We start from the raw sequence: 21,869 nt of genomic DNA, 5'->3' as shown, positions 1-21,869 counted from the left end.
AAGCCATAAGCAGTACCTCCAGCGAAGCCATAAGCAGTACCTCCAGCGAAGCCATGCCCCCCAATACAGTACCCGTGTCGTTGGTGACGTCGGTGATCTTTACCGGCACCCCATTCCCTGTAGAATCTGACGACAGTAGTATGTCAGCGGGCGGCACGACCGGGGTTGTAATCGGCACACTGGCCGCTGTGAGCATTTTGGTGGCGGCTGTGACAGTGGGCGTAGTCGTTTACTTTAAGCGATTCAGATCCGTAGAATTGAATAAGGTTTAGGGCTTGGGAATTTTTCATCAAATTCTTCCAGTTGCTTCTGGCTTCGCAAACCAGCAAAAACTTCTCTCTGCAGTGCAGCTCGCACATCACTGTGAACAGTCATTACGAGATCAATTTTCTGTTGTATTCTGTGCTCCATAGGGTGGTTATTTTCCGCTCTCCAAGATACAGACTTGATAGAATGATTTCTCTCATAGGGATAGAATCATGCTCACTGTTAAGTGTGCTGTTTACTATCCGGAAGTCGAATAATGTCTTTTTCTCTCCCTTTTCTTAAGGAACTGGATATTCCTCAATGGGTTATCCAGGTCGTTATTGTCGTGCTCATTTCAGGTGTTATCAATCTAATCGCCTCCAGAGTGTTTGCCCATCTTTCAAGGGATGATCGCACTCATCTAACACCTTGGAATGATGCAGTTATCAGGGGGCTCAGAACCCCTGTGACACTGCTGATCTGGGTCATCGGTTTCTCCTGGGCTGTCGATGTTATTGCCAAGGCTACGGATGCTGTGTTGCTGGACGGACTGGGTAATCTGAGGGATGTCATTATCATCACTCTGGTGGGTTGGAGCATAATCCGTTTCATTCGTCAGCTGGAACGAAACTTCCTGAATCCTGATCTGACTTCTAATAAACCTAATGATCCAACCACCGTTGTAGCCATTGGCAGGTTAATCAGAATCGTGATCATCATTACCTGTGTTCTCTTTATATTACAGTCACTTGGCTACAGTATTTCAGGTCTTTTGGCGTTTGGTGGTGTGGGTGGTTTGGCGGTCGGTTACGCTGCCAAGGATATGCTGGCCAATTTTTTTGGTGGTCTGATGATCTATCTTGATAAACCCTTCCGCGTAGGTGACTGGATTCGTTCGCCGGATAAAAACATTGAAGGTTATGTGGAATACATTGGCTGGAGACAAACCCGCATCAAGACATTTGAAAAGCGACCACTCTATGTTCCCAATGCCACTTTCGCCAGCATTTCCGTTGAGAATCCTTCACGTATGGAAAATAGAAGAATCAAGGAAACTGTCGGTCTGAGGTATCAGGACGGCCATCAGGTGGAAGCGATCGTCGGGGAAATTCGTCAGTACCTGCAAGATAACAATGAAATCGCCAAAGACAAGATAGTTCTTGTGTCGTTTAATGCCTTTGGTCCTTCTAGCCTTGATATCTTTATCTATTGCTTTACCTGCACCACAGACTGGGCAGAGTACCTCAGGGTGAAACAGGAAGTTCTGGTCAGGATAATGGGTATTATCCATTCATATGATGCTGATATTGCCTTCCCGACCCAAACGCTTGATCTTCCGGAAGAGTGGCTCAGTTATTCAGAGCAGGCACCAGCAAAACCGGCTTAACCTTCTGAGTACGGCCAGTTAATTTCTTCTGTTTATGCAGTGAAATCAAGCGGGGTAAAATGCTTTCAGATTTTACCCCTCAAGAATAATTTCAATGGTCTAAATATAACTGGGAGGGTGACAGCCGATATTCCCCTTACCATTGGGTTTTTCTTGTACGAGGAGCAGGCAATGTTCTGGGAAGATCTTCTTAAGGGGGATAACGTCCATCTACTAACAGCGCCTTTAGCTGCACTTATCGTTTCCTGGTTTAGCCACATTTTCCTCAGCCGATGGGCTCAATCCGAGAATCAATCGATAAGGGCCTGTCTGGCCTCGGCTTTTCGTCCACCGCTGCTGCTTCTGCCCTGGCTTATCTGTTTTTTTTATTATGCCCACTGGTTTATTGATCACACTGAAGAGGAAGGCCATGACTGGCTGGAGATCTCAGAAACTGTCACCTCTGTATTACTCCCTCTCTGGATTGTCCTGAGACTCACCAGGCAAATACCGAACATTGCCATAATCTCCGGGGTTCAGGATAAAGATCTCGACCTGGCCAGAACCCTGTCCCGGTTTATTCATATCGTTCTGATTGTTCTGGCGGTAATGATTCTGGCACAAAAGTTAGGCTACTCCCTCTCTGCGCTACTGACCTTTGGGGGGGTGGGTGGCCTGATTGTAGGTATGGCTGCCCGGGAGTGGTTGGCAAACTTTTTTGGCGGTTTGATGTTGATGCTGGACAAACCCTTTAAGGAAGGCGATTGGATTCGTTCTCCGGACCGACAGATAGAAGGGCACGTAGAACATATTGGTTGGCGGTTAACCCAGATAAGAAATTTTGATCGCAGGCCCGTGTTTGTGCCGAATTCGGTCTTCACCAGTATTGTCCTGGAAAACCCATCCAGGATGCGTAACCGACGGGTTGTTGAAAACTTTGGTATTCGTTATGAGGATCTGGATAAGATTCCAGCCATCATGAATCAGGTCACGGAAGGTTTTCTACAGCATCCTGAGCTGGATTGCTCAGAGCCCTATTATGCGCGTTTTCTCAAATACGGAGATTCATCACTGGAGTGTCAAGTCAGAGTACATGTGATTCCCAAGGGAAGAGTTGACTTTGTCAGAGTTCAGGAAGGTGTCATGTTGATCATTGCTTCTGCGGTACAAAAAGCAGGGGCAGAGTTTGCCTATCCGGTAATGAAAGTGATTCATGAGGCGAATGTTGAAAAGGAAGTAAGCAAATCTCCAAATAAGGAGATCCGCTGATTAAGATGAAATAACAGCAGGCCGATAAGGACTGGATGAATATTCTTATTGTTGAAGATGCCCGTGACCAGCGTTTGATGCTCTCCATAGTGTTGAAAAAACAAGGGCATCAGGTGCTTGAAGCTGAGAATGGCATAAAAGCTCTGGAGATTCTTCAGGAATATCAGGATGTCAGAATCATCATCAGCGATTGGATGATGCCCGGGATGGATGGCCTGGAACTGCTCAGGCAGACCCGAAAAACAGATCTTGGTCGTTATATTTATTTCATTCTGCTCACTGGTAATGCCGATCATGAAGCTGTTGTCGAAGGTATGAATGATGGGGCGGACGACTTTCTTGCCAAACCGGTCAATTTTGATGAATTGGCTGCCCGCCTCAAAGCAGGGATTCGTATCATTGAACTTGAGAAGCAGCTTGAACAACAGAACAAGCAATTGATTGAAGCGATTCAGACCGTTGAGAAAGATCTTGAATCAGCCGCCAAAGCTCAGGAAGTTCTGCTGGCTCAGCCGACAACTATTCAACATGTTGCCTTTGACTGGTTTTTCAAACCTAGCAAAATCCTGGGTGGGGATATGTTTGGTTACCAGGCCATAGACGGTGAAACGCTGGGGTTCTATCAACTGGACGTGGCTGGGCATGGCATTCCCTCAGCGCTCTTCTCATTTACCCTGAATAACATTCTTTCAGAAACATCGGGCAGGGGCTCCATCATCAAAGAAACACTGGATCATGAGCCTTTTTATAAAGTGCGTGCGCCCGAAAAGGTTTTGGCCTCTTTGAACAGGCGGTTTCAGGTGACACCGGAATCTATGCTTTATTTCACTATTGCCTATGGACTCATTAATAGTCGCACAGGTCAAGTCACCTTATCTCAGGCGGGTCATCCGAAACCTTTATGGATTCATCGTGAAAAGGCCTACGTAGAACCTGTAGCAGGTGGAGGAGTGCCTATCGGTATGATGCCCGACATGGAATACACCTCCTGCACTTTGCAGTTTCGGCCGGGTGACCGTCTGTTTCTGTACTCTGATGGCGTGACAGAATGTGAAAACGCTGAGAGTGAGCAGTTTGGTGAAACCCGATTGCTGCAATGTCTGCAAGATACTTTAAATGATGATTTAAAATCAGTTATTGACCAGGTAGAGAAAAATGTCAGAGACTGGAGTGAACTCGACCGTTTCGATGACGATGTAACTTACCTTTTACTGGAATGGAAACCCTGAAAGCCAGGAGGATGGCATGGCGTTTGAAAACCACGAGGAAGGCCACTTTACGGTGGTCCGGATTGATGAGTCCCGTCTTGACGCTTCCGTTGCCGAAGTGTTTAAAACCTATGTGTTTGATTTGATTGAAGAGGGCAGGTCCAACATAGTTGTCGATCTTGCTGAGGTGCGTTTCATGGACAGTACTGGCCTGAGTGTGCTGGTAGCGGGTCTCAAGAAATTGTCGGGTAATGGTTCATTCAGTCTGGCTTGTGCTCAGCCTGCGGTGAGAGATCTGTTTGATCTTACGTCCATGGATAAATTGTTCAAACTCCATGGTTCTGTGGCTGAGGCCGTTAAAGGGAGTTGACATGTCACAGGTGCTGAAGCTGGAAATCGACAGCCAGTTATCCAATACAAGACTGGTGGCTATGGCGGTCAGAGGAGTCTGCGCTATGACAACGCTTTCTCCTGTTGAAATAAACCGGTTAGAGTTGTGTCTGGTAGAAATTGTCAATAATGCCATTGAACATGCCTACGACAATGAAGCGGGTCATCCGGTAGAAGTATGTGTCAGTATGGACAAGACTACGATGAATATTTCTGTCAGTGATTGGGGGCAGAGCATTCCCGATGATGTCATGCAGAATAAGACTGAAATGGTGGTTGATCCGGAGCAGCCGGAAGTCTGGTTATGCAGTGGTCGGGGCCTGCATATTGTGAACAAGCTTATGGACCAGGTGACCTATGAGTCAAACCAGGACAAGAATAGCTTTATCATGAAAAAAGAGCTGCGCCACTGACAGCTCTTTTTTACTTTGGATCAGCTGTCTTCCTGTTCGAAGATTCCTGGTAAAATACCCAGCTCCGGGCTTTTATCCTGATCAGATTCCATTTCTGGCAGTGAAGGTTTGTCGGGCTTTTCATACGGCGTCAGTTTGAACAGAACACCGATGACAGGGCTGTCCAGGTACTGAACCTCGTCAATGTTTGTGATTCTGCGACTTTCCTGCATATGAAAATTTCGGGAAATTTTCATGGTTTGGCCGTCAGGCGTTTTGACCAGTTGTAACTTTCCATCTGTGGTCGGTTTCTTCTGAGAGTCTGGGTTCGACTGAGATCCTCCCATGTTTTTTGCCAGTGCTTCCCACGCCAATTCACTGTACCAGAGATTGACTTTTACGTGCAGATATCGACTGGAACTGACTGTAACGGTGCCTTCCAGCATACCGGGCTTTTTGCTTTGTGTAGTATAAGTTCTAATTGTGACAGGCTTCGTACTTTTGCCGTCCTTGATTGGCATCAGCCAGGCTTTTTGCTCCAGAATCCGGTAGCTGCCATTTCTGCTCAGGGCACTGCTTTCCTTTTGTAACAACTGTGATGGGTAGGGTAGGGAGACAAAGGCATCCCGTTCCAGATCTATCTCGGGCTTTTTTTCAGACTGACCCAGCCTATTGGTTAGGTTACCAGTGTCTGTTACAGAGTCGGACGATTTCAGTTTGACGGCGTTAGCGGGTAGAGAGTGAGTTGTTATTTCTGGCCATTTCTCACTGCTATTCATGCTTTGTTCGTTCAGAAATACAATCATGTCGGCCTGATACCACTGAGTCTCTGCCTTTTGACCTTCCGCCATGGCCATCATCGAGACCGAACTCAGAAGCAGACTACCGATCGCTCTTTGAATTCTGCAAAAGGCGACATTGTGATTAACACTCATTTTTTTTAGCTCAAGGCTTTTCATAAAATCCCCGCTCAATCCTGTGCCTCGTTGACCTTCAGTCTGGCGGGCTGCTATACGCCGCCGCTGAGATATCTGAGAGGTGGATTTCAAAAGTGTGATCATGCAGTTTCGTATACAGTTTTAAAGACTCAGAGACGCAGAAGCAATCATAGATCGAGAAAATTTAAGACTGCTTCCAGGGGCGATTATGTGGCCAGTCGATCCAGTAATTGTTCAAGCAGCTTGAATCGCGCTTCGGCTTTTTCCATTGGGCCACTGTACTTCAACACGCTACTACCTTCCAGTCTGTAAAGGTGCGGCTCTGACTGGATTAGCTGAATGATCGCAACGGGATCGATGGCTGGCTGACTGTTGAATTCAATTCGGGCACTGCCGGCACCGGCATCGATTTTAATAATACCCATTTTTTCAGCTTTTAACCTGAGACGGGTCTGTCGGAACAGGTTTTTGGCCTGGTCCGGTAACAGGCCGAAGCGGTCAATCAGTTCAACCTGAAGGTTTTTCAGGTCTTCGCCGTTACTCGCAGCGGCAATTCGTTTATAGAGAATCAGCCTGTTGTGGACATCATGGATATAGTCTTCTGGTAGCAAGGCCGGCAGCCGCAGGTTCACATCGCTGCCTTGATGCAGAGGTTTGTCCAGATCCGGTGTTTCACCGTTACGGATCGCTTCCACCGCTTTTTCAAGCATTTCGGTGTAAAGTGTAAAGCCAACATTCTGAATCTGCCCGCTCTGATCTTCACCCAGCAATTCTCCTGCTCCCCGAATTTCCAGGTCATTGGATGCCAGCATAAATCCAGCTCCCAGGTCCTGAGCTTCGGCAATGGCTTCCAGTCTTTTCAGTGCATCCCTGGTCATGGACTTTGGCGCAGGTGTCAGCAGATAAGCATAGGCCTGATGATGAGATCGGCCAACTCGTCCTCTCAACTGGTGCAACTGTGCCAGACCGAACTTGTCCGAACGGTGGATGATAATGGTGTTGGCATTAGGTATATCAATGCCTGTCTCTATGATGGTGGTGCAGACAAGGATGTTATGTCGCTTGTGATAGAAGTCGGACATGACCTGCTCCAGCTCTCTTTCACGCATCTGACCGTGACCCACAGCAATACGCGCCTCAGGAATAAGTTCCTGCAGATCAGAAGCAGCCTTGTCGATACTGGAAACTTCGTTGTGCAGGTAATAGACCTGACCACCGCGCAGTAACTCACGAAGAATAGCCTCTTTGACCAGTAATTTGTCGCTTTGTCGAACAAAGGTTTTAACTGACAGGCGTCGTGCGGGTGGAGTTGCGATAATCGAGAGATCACGAATACCCGACATAGCCATATTGAGTGTCCGCGGGATAGGTGTTGCCGTCAGGGTCAGAATATCGACTTCGGAACGCATGGATTTCAGCATTTCCTTGTGCCTGACCCCGAAACGGTGCTCCTCATCAATAATCAACAGACCCAGATTCTTGAACTTGAAATCACCCTGAATCAGTTTGTGGGTACCTATAATAATATCCAGTTTGCCTTCCGTGACTTTCTCTTTGAGTGCCTGAACCTGTTTTGCTGACTTGAAGCGTGAAGCTACGTCGATTTCAACGGCCCAGTCGGCAAAACGGTCACGAAAGCTTTCATAATGCTGTTGAGCCAACAGGGTAGTCGGTACAAGAATCGCCACCTGCTTGCCACTTTGTACTGCCAGAAAGGCGGCTCTCATGGCCACTTCGGTCTTACCAAACCCGACATCACCACAGACCAGGCGATCCATGGGCTTACCTTTGGACATGTCTTTTATCACGTTGACAATAGCCTGCTGCTGATCAGGCGTTTCCTCAAAAGGAAAGCCGGCAGAGAATGCATGATATTGTTGATCCGGTGCCGAAAAGGCAAAACCCTTTCTGGCTTCTCGTCGGGCATAGATATCCAGCAGCTCTGCCGCGGCATCTCTGGCTTTCTCAGCCGCCTTGCGACGTGCCTTGGTCCATTGCTCGCTACCAAGACGATGCAGCGGAGCATGCTCATCATCTGTACCGGTGTAACGGGCAATGAGATGCAGAGAGGCTACCGGAATATAAAGCTTGGCTTCGCTGGCGTATTCCAGAGTCAGGAATTCTGTCTCCTGACCATCAACAGACAAGGTATCAAGACCACGATACCGTCCTACACCGTGATCAATATGCACCACTGGAGCACCTTCTCTCAGCTCGGTAAGATTACGGATGGTTTGATCGGTGTCGGTCTCTGTCTCTCCTTTTCGCCGACGGCGCTGCATGACCCTCTGACCCAGCAGCAGAGACTCTGGAATCAGGGCAATATTCAGGTCGTTGAGAAAAAAGCCTGACGCTAACGTACCTTCGGTAATACCCAGCGTCTCTTTTCTGCTCAGGAAGGTGGACCAGCTATTGAAAGTATTGGGGCGAATGTCAGACTGGGCGAGCATTTCCAGCAGAACTTCCCGACGACCCGCACTTTCAGCCACCAGAAGAATCCTTGGTCCCGATTCAATCAGATCTTCAAGAGGTTGCAAAGGGTGATCGGCACGGGCATTCAGAGTGAGCTCAGGTAATGGCTGGTGATTAAGGTTGAAGCCGTCAGAAGAATCAACGATCTGGTCTGACAGCACAATGCGAGGGTATTGTTTCAGAGCTCGATTGATTTCTTCAGAAGGCATTAAAACCTTTACGGGAGGCAGAAGCGGGCGGTTGGGATCGACTTTCCGGTTCTCGTAGCGTTCTGTCAGATCCTGCCAGAATTGCTCTATCGCTTCCTGCACGCCCTGATATTGAATGATCGTTGTTTCACTGGAAAGATGATCAAACAGGGTGGCTGTCTGCTCGAAAAACAGGGGCAGGTAGTATTCAATACCCGGGCTTGCCAGCCCCTGTCCTATATCCTGGTACACGGGGCACTCGCGGTGATCCACGTCAAACGCTTCCCTGAACAGGCTTCGGAAGCGATCCCTGGAGGTCTTGTCCATCGGGAATTCATGTCCCGGGAGCAGTTCTATGTGATCAACTTGATTAATGGAACGCTGGCTTTCCGGATCAAAGATTCTCAGCGTATCGATTTCGTCATCAAACAGGTCAATCCGGTAGGGGGTATCAGATCCCATGGGGAAGATATCCATGAGTGAACCCCGGATAGCGAACTCGCCATGCTCGTAGACTGTATCAACACAGCGATAACCCGCCTGTTCCAATTGTTGCCTTTTCTCGGCAATAAGAAAGGTTTCACCCCGTTTCAAAACCAGACAGTTGGATTCCAGGTAATCACGGGGACACAGACGGTGCAGCAAGGTGGAAACCGATATTATCAACAGGGTCTTTTCGCTGCGGGGTAGTCGGTACAGGGTTTTCAACCGCTGGGAAATGATGTCCTGATGGGGCGAAAAGGCATCGTAGGGTAATATCTCCCAGTCGGGAAAGTGCAGGATGCGGGTAGACTGATCATCTTTCAGGAAGAAACTCAGTTCTTCTTCAAGAGCATTTGCCTGAGCGGAGTCAGGTGTAATAACCAGTAGCGGGCGACGGGTTAACCGGGCGGCACTGGCTATGGCGAATGAGCTGGTTGATTGGCTCAGCTGACCCCAGAAGGTTTTATGCCCCGGAGTCTCTGGAAGCTGGAAGGAAGATGAGTTCAAATTGGCCTGCGACATGAAAGGTGTTTTGTTCTGGATACGCTAAACCCGCAATTGTAGCTGTTCAGAACGGCATATACCATGCAATAGCGTCTTTGCAGCCTCGTACAAACAAAGAATGATTAAATGAAGTGTTAAAGTTTGTTGTACTTTGTTGCCAAGTGAGGATGAACTCTGGATAATAGCCCCGAAGCCTAAGGGCATATAAACGTGACCTGTGCCGCCTGAAGTAACCAGCCAGTTGCTTGAGAGTGGCAGTCTGACAGAAGTGAACAGCCTTGAGCTGATTAACAGCCTTGAGCACATAAAAAATACAGGATTGGAACCATGGAAAAAGACCATTTTCAGGACTGGAGAGAACGTGAAGCCTTAGCCGAATCCATGATTCCATTGATCGGCCGCTTGTATCGTGAAAATAACGTTGTGACTTCGGTCTATGGCCGCTCAATCATCAATCGTTCTGTAATTGATATCCTCAAATCTCACAAGTACGTTCGCCAGGTAGAAGGCTCTGCCTTGTGTGTACGTCAAACATTCCCCGTCATTGAAGTGCTGAGCAAGCTGAACCTGGCTCCGGGCCGCATTGATATTGGCAAGCTTGCATCCGGCTACGAGAAGAGTGAAGGCAAGCAGACTCTGGAAAATTACGTTCGCAGTCAGGTTTCCGAACTGGTGGATGGCAAAAATGGCCATGGCCATGATGACAGAGATGTTGTCCTCTATGGTTTTGGTCGTATCGGTCGCCTCATGGCCCGTATTCTTATTGAACGGGCAGGTGGCTCCGGTTTGAACCTGAGAGCGGTTGTCGTTCGGAAGGGGAAAGCTGAAAACGATCTGCAAAAGCGTGCCAGTTTGCTGAGACGTGATTCGGTGCACGGTTCTTTCAATGGCACCATCAGCGTAGATGAAGAGAGCAACATCATCTACGCCAACGGTGTAGCTATCAAGTTTATCTATGCCAACTCTCCGGATTCTATCGATTACACAAGCTATGGTATTAACAATGCCATCGTCGTAGACAATACTGGTGTGTGGCGTGATCAGGAGGGTTTGAGTCAGCACCTTCAGTCTACCGGGGCTAGCAGGGTTCTGCTGACAGCGCCTGGCAAGGGCGACCTGAAAAATGTTGTGTTTGGCGTTAACCATGACATCATCAATGATGAAGATCAGATCATTTCTGCTGCCTCCTGCACCACCAATGCGATCACTCCGGTACTGAAAGCGATCTGTGACAAGTTTGGTGTTGAGAACGGTCATGTCGAAACCGTTCACTCCTACACCAATGACCAGAACCTGATTGACAACTACCATAAAGGTTCTCGCCGCGGTCGCAGTGCAGCCTTGAATATGGTGATCACCGAAACCGGAGCGGCCAAGGCTGTTTCGAAGGCACTGCCGCAGTTGCAAGGCAAGTTGACTGGTAATGCCATCCGGGTGCCAACACCCAACGTGTCCATGGCCATTCTGAACCTGAATCTGTCTAAGGACACCACTGTAGACGAGCTAAACAGCTATCTCCGTGAGATGGCGCTGTACTCTGATCTGAAGAAGCAGATCGATTATGTGAACTCTTTTGAAGTGGTATCCAGTGATTTTGTCGGCAACCGTCATGCGGGCATTGTTGACAGTCAGGCCACCATTGTTGATGGCAACCGCTGTGTACTTTACGTCTGGTATGATAATGAGTTTGGATACAGCTGTCAGGTTAACCGTATTTTGCAGCATATGACCGGAAATCATCACAAAACAGTGCCTGTTCAGTAGCAGGCATTGGCCATCCGTCATTCATGGCAATAGCTGATGGAATGGACCCTATCCTGAAAAAGCCATCATATGCGCTTTTTCAGGATGCATCGTGTATTTCCGAGGTGCAGTAACTGTGCTGAACTTCGCCTTTAGTGTCCAGAGAATTCAGTCGTACGTCAAATCCCCATAACAGGTGCAGGTGTTTGAGGATTTCCATGGCGCTATCAGCGTGAAGGTTCTGACCCCTATGCATGGAATGAATCAGTGTCAGGGAGCGGTCTCCTCTTACATCAACATCAAAAACCTGAATATTAGGCTCCTGATTACCCAGATTATACTGGTTGGACAGTGACTGTCTGAGTGCTTTGTAACCTGACTCATCGTGTATGGCGCTGACTTCGAGAAAGGCTTTTGAATGGTCGTCGTGAATGCAGAAGAGCTTCATATCCCGCATCACTTTGGGAGAAAGAAACTGAAGGATAAAGCTTTCATCCTTGTACTGGGCCATGGCGTGATGAAGGGCCTTCAGCCAGTCGCTGTCCGTGAGGTCAGGAAACCATAGCCGGTCTTCCTGAGTAGGATTTTCGCATATCCGGCGAATGTCGCGATAGATATTGAAGCCCAGAGTATAAGGGTTTATGCCGGAATAACGTGGATCATCAAAATCCGGCTGAAACACGACATTACTGTGAGAATGCAGAAACTCGAGCACATAGCCTTCGTTGATCAGACCTTTTGCATAGAGTTCATGCATCAGCGTGTAATGCCAGAAGCTGGCCCAACCTTCGTTCATCACCTGGGTCTGCCGCTGAGGATAAAAATACTGGGCTATTTTACGGACAATTCGAATCAGTTCCCGTTGCCAGGTTTTCAACAGTGGTGCATTTTTTTCAACAAAGTAGAGAATGTTTTCTTCCGGCTCTGAAGGGAATCGTTTTCTCACTTTGGCAGGGTCTTCCTTTTTGCTTGGGACCGTTCGCCAGAGATCATTGATGTTTCTCTGAATATATTCTTCTCTCTCCCTCGCCTGGTTCTTTTCCATTTCTGCTGAAATGGCGGAAGGGCGCATATATCGATTGACTCCTTGATTCATCAACGCATGGCAGGCATCCAGAATCACTTCAACAGCGTCAACACCGTATTTTTCCTCGCACTGATTAATGTAGTTCCTGGCAAACAGCAGATAATCGACAATCGAGTCTGCATTGGTCCACTGACGGAATAGATAGTTACCTTTGAAAAAAGAGTTATGACCGTAACAGGCATGGGCAATCACCAGAGCCTGCATGGCCATGGAATTTTCCTCCATCAAGTAGGCGATGCAGGGGTTTGAATTGATGACAATTTCATAGGCAAGCCCCATTCGACCACGTCTGTAGTTTTGAAGATTCGTAAGAAATTTTTTACCAAAACTCCAGTGATGGTACATGAGCGGCATGCCCAACGAAGTGTAGGCATCAATCATTTGTTCCGAGTTTATGACTTCAATCTGGTTTGGGTAAGTATCCAATTCAAACTTTTCTGCCAGCTGGCCAATGGCCCTGTCATAAGCGTCAAGTAGCTCAAAGGTCCACTCGGAGCCGGTTGAAAGGTACTGGCTATTCATGGCTATTTCACTTCCTTTTCGAAAAGACGACGGAAGACCCGGTAGACAGGTTACTGGGACTTCCTGACCCTGATGTACCACTCAGACAGCAGTCTGACCTGCTTTTCGGTGTAGCCGTGCTGTACCATGCGGTCCACAAAGTCGGCATGTTTCTTCTGATCGTCATGGGAAGCCTTTGCATTAAATGAGATGACAGGCAGCAGGTCTTCTGTGTTGGAGAACATCTTTTTCTCAATCACGGATCTCATCTTTTCGTAACTGAGCCAGATGGGATTCTTGCCCTGCATATCAGCCCTGGCTCTGAGCACAAAATTGACCACCTCATTGCGAAAGTCTTTCGGGTTGGCTATTCCGGCGGGCTTCTCAATTTTTTCCAGCTCATCATTGAGAGCTATCCGGTCGAGTATCTGTCCGGTATCAGGATCTCTGAACTCCTGATCCTGAATCCAGAAATCGGCGTAGGTGATGTAGCGATCAAAAATATTCTGACCGTACTCTGAGTACGATTCCAGATACGCTGTCTGAATCTCTTTACCCAGAAACTCCACGTATCTTGGCGTCAGATACCCCTTGATGAAGCTGATGTATCGCTCTTCAATGGCTTCGGGGAACTGTTGTTGTTCAATCTGTTGCTCAAGAACGTACAACAGGTGAACCGGGTTAGCAGCTATTTCGGTAGGGTCAAAATTAAAGACCTTTGAGAGTATCTTGAAAGCAAATCGGGTCGATAATCCTTCCATCCCTTCGTCGACGCCAGCCGCATCCTTGTATTCCTGAAGCGATTTGGCGTTAGGATCGGTGTCTTTGAGATTCTCACCGTCGTAGACCCGCATCTTGGAGTAGATAGAGGAATTTTCCGGGTCGGCTATCCGGGAAAGGACACTGAACTGAGCAAGCATCCGCAATGTATCCGGGGCACAGGGAGCTTTGTTAAGAGAACTGTGTTCAAGCAGCTTCTCATAAATTCTGATTTCCTCACTCATGCGGGTGCAATAGGGCACTTTGATAATGTTGACGCGATCAATAAAAGCTTCATTGGTTTTGTTGTTTCTGAATGTTTGCCACTCCGATTCGTTCGAGTGAGCGAGAATAATGCCTTCATAGGGAATAGAGCCCAAGCCTTCAGTGCTGTTGTAATTACCTTCCTGGGTGGCTGTCAGCAAAGGGTGGAGTACCTTGATCGGGGCCTTGAACATTTCGACAAACTCCATAATGCCCTGATTGGCCCTGCAGAGTGCCCCCGAGAAACTATAGGCATCGGGATCATCCTGCGAATATTCTTCCAGTTGTCGTATATCCACCTTGCCCACCAGGCTGGAGATATCCTGATTGTTTTCATCGCCGGGTTCGGTTTTGGCAACGGCAATCTGCTTCAGTCGGTTAGGATAGAGTTTGATGACCCTGAACTGAGTAATGTCACCTTTGTATTCCTCGAGGCGCTTAACGGCCCACGGGGACATAATGTATCTCAGACAGCGGTCGGGTATACCGAATTCTTTCGCAAGTAGCTCTCCGTCCTGCTCCGGGTTGAAAAGACCGAGAGGTGATTCAAACACTGGCGATCCTTTGATGGCGTAGAAGGGTACTTTTTCAATCAGTTCTTTCAGTTTTTCCGCCAGCGAGGATTTACCACCACCAACCGGGCCAAGCAGATAGAGAATCTGCTTCTTTTCTTCCAGCCCCTGGGCAGCATACTGAAAATAAGAAACAATCTGTTCAATGGATTCTTCCATACCAAAGAACCCGCTGAACGCTGGATACCGTTTGATCAACTTGTTGGAAAATATTCTACTGAGTCTCGGGTTTCTTGAAGTATCGACAAGTTCTGGCTCGCCAATCGCTTCAAGCACGCGCTCGGCTGCGCTGGCATAGGTTCCGGGTTCTTGCTTGCATAGCTCCAGGAAAGCCTGAAGGCTCATCTCTTCTTCCAGGGTTGAGTCATATCTTTGCTGGTAATGTTCAAACAGGGACATGTTGCTCACTCCAACGGAATTCGTCTGCAGGTGAAGTGAAGATAGTTGAAAAGCGACTGATAACAATTAATTAATGAGAGAAGTATTTCACCCGCTCGATGGGAGAATGATGAAATACCCTCAACATGCAGACATTATCTAGCAGCCTGTCGGACTTAAGCATGTCCTACTGCGGTCGCAATCCTCGCTACGGACGCTTAAGTCCGACAGGCTGCTAGTAGCTTTCGAAAGCGGCTTCAAGCAGCTCGCAGGTGTATTCCGTTTGAGGATGGTGAAAGATCTGTTCGGTTGAGCCCTGCTCAATAATCTCACCGTCCTTCATCACCAGAATCCTGTGGCTCATGGCTTTTACAACCGCAAGGTCGTGGCTGATAAAGATATAGCTAAGATTGTGTTTTTTCTGCAGATCTCTTAATAGCTTTATGACTTGAGACTGGACAGTCCTGTCCAGAGCAGAGGTGGGCTCATCAAGAATGATCAGTCTGGGCTTGAGGACCAGAGCTCTGGCTATGGCGATGCGCTGCCTCTGTCCGCCAGAAAACTCATGGGGATAACGGTGTCGCCATTGAGGATTAAGACCGACCTCTGTCATGGCTTTTATGATCAGCTCGTCTCGTTCTCCGTTGCTAGCCAGCTGATGGATATCCAGCCCCTCGCCAATAATGTCAGCGATGGTCATTCTCGGGCTCAGACTGCCGTAAGGGTCCTGAAAAACAACCTGCATCTGTCGTCGGTAAGGACGACACTGTTTTTGGCTCAGGGAGTGAAGGGCATCACCTTTAAAGTAGATCTGACCCTGACTCTCCTGCAGTTTCAGGAGCGCCATCCCGAGTGTGGTTTTTCCGGAACCGGATTCACCTACAATACCCAGTGTTTCACCTTCAGCGACTGAGATAGAGAGGTCCGTTACAGCTTTGATATGGTCGACGGTTTTGCGGAAGAATCCGGCTTTTACCGGAAACCAGACCCTTATATCCCGCCCCTCAATGATTTTATTCTGCGCCCGGGACACAGGTTCCGGTTCACCGGATGGCTCGGCATTGAGCAGTTCTACGGTGTAAGGATGCTTTGGTTGATTGAACACTTCTCCCGTGGCACCGGTTTCCACCAGTTCTCCGTTTTTCATGACACAGATTCGATGAGAAACATGGTGAATCAGGTTTAGATCATGACTGATAAACAAAATGGCCATACCCATTTTCTGCTGTAGTTCGGCCAGCAGCGACAGAATCTGTCTTTGTACCGTCACGTCCAGTGCAGTTGTGGGCTCATCGGCAATCAGGACTTTTGGCTCGCAGGCCAGAGCCATAGCAATCATGGCTCTTTGACGCTGACCACCCGACAGTTCGTGGGGATAGGCTGAAAGCTTTTTGGCTGGCTCCTGAATGCCCACCAGTTCAAGCAGCTCCAAAGCACGCTGACTGGCCTGTTCAGGATGCATGCCCAGGTGCAGACTGAGTACTTCACAGATCTGTTTATCTATCGTGTGCAGAGGGTTAAGGGCGGTCATGGGTTCCTGAAAAATCATACCGATCTGGTTTCCACGAACGCCTCTGATCTCCCTTTCTGATAAGGCCAACAGGTCTTTACCATCAAACAGTATCTCACCCTGGTGACTGGCATTTTCAGGAAGCAGTTGCAGTATGCTCAGGGCAGAAATGGATTTACCGGAGCCGGACTCGCCCACCAGACCCAGCGTCTCTCCCGGAAACAGTTCAAAACTGATGCTTTTTACCGCGTCGCTGCTGCTGCCGCCGCCCTGATTGAAGCGAATTTTCAGGTCTTTGATCTCGAGCAGGGAAGTTGTCATTGTTTAGTGACCTGTAACGTATTTGCGTGGATCAAGGGCGTCACGGGTAGCTTCCCCAATAAACACCAGCAGGGTCAGCATCACTGACATCACCATGAAGGCTGTAATTCCCAGCCATGGTGCTTGAAGGTTGTTCTTGCCCTGGGCGATCAGCTCACCCAATGAAGGCGATCCGGCTGGCAGGCCAAAACCCAGGAAGTCCAGTGACGTCAGGGTGGTGATGGCTCCGGTGAGAATAAAGGGCATGAAAGTGATCGTTGCTATCATGGCGTTGGGTAGAATATGGCGGAACATAAGTCTGCCATCGGTCATCCCAAGTGCCCTGGCGGCCCGGACGTATTCCAGATTTCGTCCGCGCAAGAATTCCGCACGAACCACATCGACCAGAGCCATCCAGGAAAACATCAGCATAATCCCAAGCAACCACCAGAAGCCGGGTTCGACAAAACTGGAAAGAATGATCAGCAGATACAGGCTGGGCATACCTGACCAGACTTCAATAAACCGTTGCCCGATAAGATCTGTTCTTCCGCCATAAAATCCCTGCATAGCGCCAACGGCAACCCCTATGAGAGAGCTGAACAGCGTTAGAATCAGTCCAAAAAGCACAGAAATTCTAAAACCGTAAATGACTCGGGCCAGAACATCTCTGCCCTGGTCATCGGTCCCCAGCAAATTCTCTGGCGTGGGAGGTGCCGGGGCAACACGGGCATAGTTGATCGTGTCGTAGCTGTAATGAATCGGTGGCCAGAGCATCCAGCCGTGGGGCTCGATCAGTTCTTTTGCGTAGTCCTGACGATAATCCATTTCCAGTTCAAACTCGCCACCAAACGCTGTTTCTGGGTAGATATGGAAAATAGGGGTATAGATTTCACCTTTGAAATAAACCAGAAGCGGCTTATCGTTGGCAATCAGCTCGGCAAATAAAGTGGTGAAAAACAGGAAACCGAAAATCCAGAGAGAGTAATAGCCCCGTCGATTGCTTTTGAAGCTTTTCCAGCGTCGCTGGTTAAGAGGGCTTATACGGGAAGGTTTTATGATTTGAGACGATGCCATCTTAATCCCTCGCCTCAAAATCAATTCTCGGGTCAACCAGCATGTAGGTCAGATCTCCCAGCAGTTTTACCACCATGCCTATCAGGGTGAAGATAAAGAGAGATCCGAAGACCACGGGGTAATCTCGATTAATGGCGGCTTCATATCCGAGCAGGCCAAGGCCATCCAGTGAAAAAATAATTTCAATCAGCAGCGAGCTGGTGAACAGAATGCCAATGAGAGCCGCCGGGAATCCGGATATCACCAGCAGCATGGCGTTTCTGAAAACATGGCCGTACAGTACTTGATGATCATCCAGACCCTTGGCCCGGGCTGTCTGTACATACTGGCGATGAATCTCATCGAGAAAAGAGTTTTTAGTCAGCATTGTTAATGTTGCAAAGCCACCAATAACAATACAGAAAACCGGAAGAACCATATGCCAGGCATAATCTGCCAGTTTGCCAATAAGGCTAAGCTGGTCAAAGTTTTCCGATGTTAATCCGCGCAATGGAAAGAAATTCCAGTAACTGCCACCGGCAAAGAGCACGATGAGCAGGATTGCCAGTAGAAAGCTCGGAATGGCATACCCCGTAGTGATGACCGCGCTGGTCCAGACATCGAACGGGCTACCATGTTTTAATGCTTTTCGAATCCCCATAGGAATGGAGATCAGATAGATCAGCAAGGTACTCCATAATCCAAGAGAGATGGAGACAGGTAATTTCTCTTTGATGAGGTCAACGACTTTCGCATCTCTGAAAAAAGAGTCGCCAAACTCAAAGCGAGCATAGTTGAGTACCATCTGGATAAAACGCTCATAGGCCGGTTTGTCAAAGCCGTAAAGCTTTTCAATGTCTTTGATCAGTTCCGGATCCAGTCCCCGCCGTCCGCGGTACTCACCGGATTCGTCCACGCTTACCTGTTGGATCTCAGCACTGCCTGAACCTCCGATACGGCTGATGGCATTGATTTCAAAACCTTCCAGTTTGGCAATCATCTGCTCAACAGGTCCACCCGGTGCGGCCTGAATGATGACAAAGTTCAATAACAAAATACCGAATAGTGTCGGAATCATTAACGCCAGTCGGCGCAGAATATAGCTTTTCATAATCAGATCTGACGTTTTGAACGACGTATCAACCAACCCAGAATCAGGATGGCTAACAGAATGCCAGCAGGCCAGACCGGCATGCCTTTATTGTCCTCATCTTTGTTTGAGCCATCGTCGGTTGTGTCTGAAGCCCTGATGATTGTTGGTTCCATCCACCAGGAGTCCAGGTCAAACTGGTAAAGTGGTTCCTGATCAGGAGTGCTCAGGGGATGCTTGAGCGGTTTCCAATAGGCGATTCTGTTACTGGCCAGATACCATTGGGGAATCATGTATGCATTCCAGAGCAAAACCCTATCCAGAGCTTTAACGGCGGCAACGAGATTTTCTCTGGACCCGGCATTAATCACTTCCTTGATCAGACCATCGACCACCGGGTTTTTAATGCCTATCAGATTTCGGCTTCCTGGCTGATCCGCTGATTCGCTGCTCCAGAAGTCCTTTTGCTCATTTCCGGGCGAACTGGATTGAGGAATGCGACTGACCAGCATGTCGAAGTCGAAGCTTCTGAGCCGGTTTATATATTGTGAAATATCCACGATTCGCAGACTAGCATTGATCCCCATGGCCTCAAGGTTTTTCTTCAGAGGCAGGGCTACTTTCTCCATACTTGAATCGTATAGAAGAATCTCAAATTCGAAAGGCTTGCCATTTTTCCTGAGAGAACCGTTTTCCAGTTTCCAGCCTGCCTGTGCCATCAAAGAGAGAGCTTGGCTCAGCTGACTTCGGATTCTGCCACTGCCATCCGTGTTGGGCAGTTTGAAGGACTCGCTGAATAACTCAGCGGGCAGTTGATCTCGCCAGGGCTCAAGGTAAGCCAGTTCTTTACCCTCGGGAATACCCGTTGCTTCCATATCAGAGTTGGCAAAATAACTCTGTGTCCTGGTGTAGCTGTTGTAGAACAGATTCTTGTTAAGCCACTCGAAGTCCATAGCGTAATTCAAAGCTTTTCGAACTCTCACGTCCTCGAAAATATCTCTGCGCAGGTTAAAAACAAATCCCTGCATCCCCTGAGGGGCTTTGGTTGGAAAGGACTCCTGAATCAGGTCACCTTTTTTAACCGCCGGAGAGTCGTAGGCGGTGGCCCAGTTCCTGGCAATATTTTCAAAGCGAAGATCGTATTCGCCGGCTTTCAGGGCTTGCAGTGCTACGTTGGCATCCCGGTAATAGTCGTAACGACGCACATCAAAGTTGTAACGGCCTCTGCTGACCGGCAGATCTTTACCCCAGTAGTCATCAACTCTTTCGTAGACAATGCTGCGACCCGCTTCGGCAGAACGGATTTTGTAGGGGCCACTGCCCAAAGGTTGAGTCAGGTTGGCCTCTTCAAAGTTATTCGATTGTGTTTCCCAGAAGTGTTTTGGAAGTACCGGGAGTTGGGAAATGATCAGGGGAAGTTCAGGGTTACGGTTGTGTTTGAAAACGAAGCGGACACTGCGTTTGGACAAGCTCTCTGCCTTGGCAATATCGCCATAGTAAGCCCGGTAAAACGGTGAGCCTTTATCCCTGAGCAGTTCAAAGCTGTAAACGACATCGTTAGCGGTGATCGGTTGTCCGTCGTGAAACCGGGCTTTAGAATTCAAATGGAAAGTGATGCCACTGTTATCAGTGGCAGGCTCTGCATATTCAGCCACCAGGGCATACATGGAGAAAGGTTCATCCGCACTGCTGGTCATCAAAGTGTCGTAAATCAGACCTATCCCCTCAGCCGGAGTCCCTTTTTCTATGAAAGGATTCAGGCTGTCGAAAGTCCCCATGCTGGCCATCCGCAGTGTCCCCCCCTTGGGAGCATTGGGATTCACATAGTCAAAATACTTGAAATCTTTTGAGTATTTACCGTCGCCATATAAGGAAAGGGAAGGGGATTTATTAACTGCGTTCTCTGCCTCTGCCAGGACAGGCATCATGGACAGGGAAAGAAAGAGGGTCGCAATGGGAAGGGCTTGGAAAATCGTTGTCTTTAACGATTTTTTTATCATCACTGTATGATTCATGGTTCGCCTGGATCGCATTGTTATAACTTTTGCCTCTAAACTATAGTCGGCTCCTTGACTATAGGTATTGCTTGTTGGGGAGTTATTTCGATTCCTGACAGTATTTTAAACACCGATCAATCCCTACAGGCAAGGTCTAATTCAACAGAAAAAAATTATTGATATCTTTGGATGGCATTTAAAGTTGTAATGTGACCTAAAAGCAATCTTTCAGGCCGGATACCCAGCCGATTCACACTCTAAAAAAGTCGTCTTCAGACTATTAGTGATGGTTCGGACCATCATTAGCAGAGGCTGTTGGTGGTTTTTCTGTCTCATGCCACCATGTAGTCAGATCCAGAGCATAGAGCGGTGTAATCACAGGATGCCTCAGGGTGTCCCGGTAGAGGACATTCCAGGAAGGAGAGTACCAGAGAGGCAGAGAATAGTGTCCCCATAACAGAACTCTGTCCAGGGCATGAACCATGGAAAGCAGTTCTTTACGGCTGGTAGCCGATGGAATCAGGTTAGTTAATTGATCGACTACCGGTGAATGCACGCCCGAGAGATTTCTGGTTCCTGGTTGCTGAACGGTTTCCGATCCCCAGAAAGATGCTTGTTCAGTTCCGGGTGACGCGGTGTGTCGATAGGTGTGCAGTATGATTTCAAAATCCAGTTCACGTAATCTGGCTACCATCTGAAGTGGGTCTGTACGCTGAACATTCAAGGTAATACCAAGATGACTCAGTCCATCCTTAATGGAAAGCAGAACTTTTTCGTGCTCTTCACTGGCCACCAGAGCATTGAGAACCAGTGGTTCACCCCTGGCATTAACCTGCTGATTATTCTTTATCTGCCAGCCCGCCTGTTTTAACAACGTGAGCGCTTTTGCATTGTTCAATCGGTCGCCCGATGCCAGTCGACTATCAGGTACTTTGAAAGGTTCATGGAAGAGAGCTTTCGGAAGTTCTTGTTGCCAGGGAGTCAGCCATTTGAGTTCATCAGCAGAAGGGGTACCACTGGCCGCCAGTTCAGAGCCTGCAAAAAAACTTTCAGCAGGTCGATACATCCCAAAGAAAAGATGGTTGTTGATCTGCTCGAAGTTAAAAGCATATCCCAGACTTTCCCTGACTCTGGCATCTTTTAGATAAGGTCGCCG

The 21,869-nt window shown here is 48.3% G+C and carries 16 protein-coding genes; 7 read left to right on the top strand and 9 right to left on the bottom strand.

Annotated features, from left to right (window positions below; translation table 11 throughout):
- The 6 genes from KDK18_RS12430 to KDK18_RS12405 form a co-directional block, all read left to right on the top strand.
- A partial coding sequence (locus tag KDK18_RS12430; protein WP_257255243.1) for a hypothetical protein occupies positions 1–272 on the top strand: 272 nt, incomplete at its 5' end.
- Between the two features lie 251 nt (positions 273–523).
- On the top strand, positions 524–1,633 hold the full coding sequence (locus KDK18_RS12425; protein WP_257255242.1) for a mechanosensitive ion channel family protein: 1,110 nt from the start codon (positions 524–526) through the stop codon (positions 1,631–1,633).
- 171 nt (positions 1,634–1,804) lie between these two features.
- Positions 1,805–2,881, top strand: coding sequence for a mechanosensitive ion channel family protein (locus KDK18_RS12420; protein ID WP_257255241.1), 1,077 nt, complete (start codon positions 1,805–1,807; stop codon positions 2,879–2,881).
- 35 nt (positions 2,882–2,916) lie between these two features.
- Positions 2,917–4,110, top strand: coding sequence for a PP2C family protein-serine/threonine phosphatase (locus tag KDK18_RS12415; RefSeq protein WP_257255240.1), 1,194 nt, complete (start codon positions 2,917–2,919; stop codon positions 4,108–4,110).
- A gap of 16 nt (positions 4,111–4,126) precedes the next feature.
- On the top strand, positions 4,127–4,459 hold the full coding sequence (locus tag KDK18_RS12410) for an STAS domain-containing protein (protein ID WP_257255239.1): 333 nt from the start codon (positions 4,127–4,129) through the stop codon (positions 4,457–4,459).
- A gap of 1 nt (position 4,460) precedes the next feature.
- A complete protein-coding gene (locus tag KDK18_RS12405) occupies positions 4,461–4,892 on the top strand; it encodes an ATP-binding protein (protein WP_257255238.1) in 432 nt (143 codons plus the stop codon).
- Between the two features lie 20 nt (positions 4,893–4,912).
- Here the strand turns inward: KDK18_RS12405 and KDK18_RS12400 are convergent, their stop codons facing one another.
- Positions 4,913–5,932: a peptidoglycan binding protein CsiV gene (locus KDK18_RS12400; RefSeq protein WP_257255237.1), complete on the bottom strand. Its 1,020-nt coding sequence runs from the start codon at positions 5,930–5,932 to the stop codon at positions 4,913–4,915.
- A gap of 83 nt (positions 5,933–6,015) precedes the next feature.
- Positions 6,016–9,474, bottom strand: coding sequence for a transcription-repair coupling factor (mfd, locus tag KDK18_RS12395; RefSeq protein WP_257255236.1), 3,459 nt, complete (start codon positions 9,472–9,474; stop codon positions 6,016–6,018).
- Between the two features lie 309 nt (positions 9,475–9,783).
- Here mfd and KDK18_RS12390 point away from each other — a divergent pair, with 309 nt between their 5' ends.
- Positions 9,784–11,220, top strand: a complete 1,437-nt coding sequence (locus KDK18_RS12390) for a glyceraldehyde-3-phosphate dehydrogenase (protein WP_257255235.1) — start codon at positions 9,784–9,786, stop codon at positions 11,218–11,220.
- Between the two features lie 79 nt (positions 11,221–11,299).
- Here the strand turns inward: KDK18_RS12390 and KDK18_RS12385 are convergent, their stop codons facing one another.
- The 7 genes from KDK18_RS12385 to KDK18_RS12355 form a co-directional block, all read right to left on the bottom strand.
- Positions 11,300–12,808, bottom strand: a complete 1,509-nt coding sequence (locus KDK18_RS12385) for a SpoVR family protein (RefSeq protein WP_257255234.1) — start codon at positions 12,806–12,808, stop codon at positions 11,300–11,302.
- Between the two features lie 50 nt (positions 12,809–12,858).
- Positions 12,859–14,781: a PrkA family serine protein kinase gene (locus KDK18_RS12380; RefSeq protein WP_257255233.1), complete on the bottom strand. Its 1,923-nt coding sequence runs from the start codon at positions 14,779–14,781 to the stop codon at positions 12,859–12,861.
- A 214-nt stretch (positions 14,782–14,995) separates the two neighbouring features.
- Positions 14,996–16,591, bottom strand: coding sequence for an ABC transporter ATP-binding protein (locus tag KDK18_RS12375; RefSeq protein ID WP_257255232.1), 1,596 nt, complete (start codon positions 16,589–16,591; stop codon positions 14,996–14,998).
- A gap of 3 nt (positions 16,592–16,594) precedes the next feature.
- Complete coding sequence (locus KDK18_RS12370; protein ID WP_257255231.1) at positions 16,595–17,647, bottom strand: ABC transporter permease; 1,053 nt, start codon at positions 17,645–17,647, stop codon at positions 16,595–16,597.
- 1 nt (position 17,648) lies between these two features.
- The gene (locus tag KDK18_RS12365; protein ID WP_257255230.1) at positions 17,649–18,737 is read right to left on the bottom strand and encodes a microcin C ABC transporter permease YejB; all 1,089 of its coding nucleotides are present in this window, start codon (positions 18,735–18,737) and stop codon (positions 17,649–17,651) included.
- A gap of 2 nt (positions 18,738–18,739) precedes the next feature.
- Entirely contained in the window at positions 18,740–20,731 is a 1,992-nt protein-coding gene (locus KDK18_RS12360) for an extracellular solute-binding protein (RefSeq protein ID WP_257255229.1), read from the bottom strand.
- A gap of 262 nt (positions 20,732–20,993) precedes the next feature.
- A partial coding sequence (locus KDK18_RS12355) for an ABC transporter substrate-binding protein (RefSeq protein WP_257255228.1) occupies positions 20,994–21,869 on the bottom strand: 876 nt, incomplete at its 5' end.

The organism is Endozoicomonas sp. SESOKO3 (assembly GCF_024606255.1).
The sequence above is the reverse complement of the archived record's forward strand: the minus strand, read 5'-3'. Positions and strand labels throughout refer to the sequence as shown.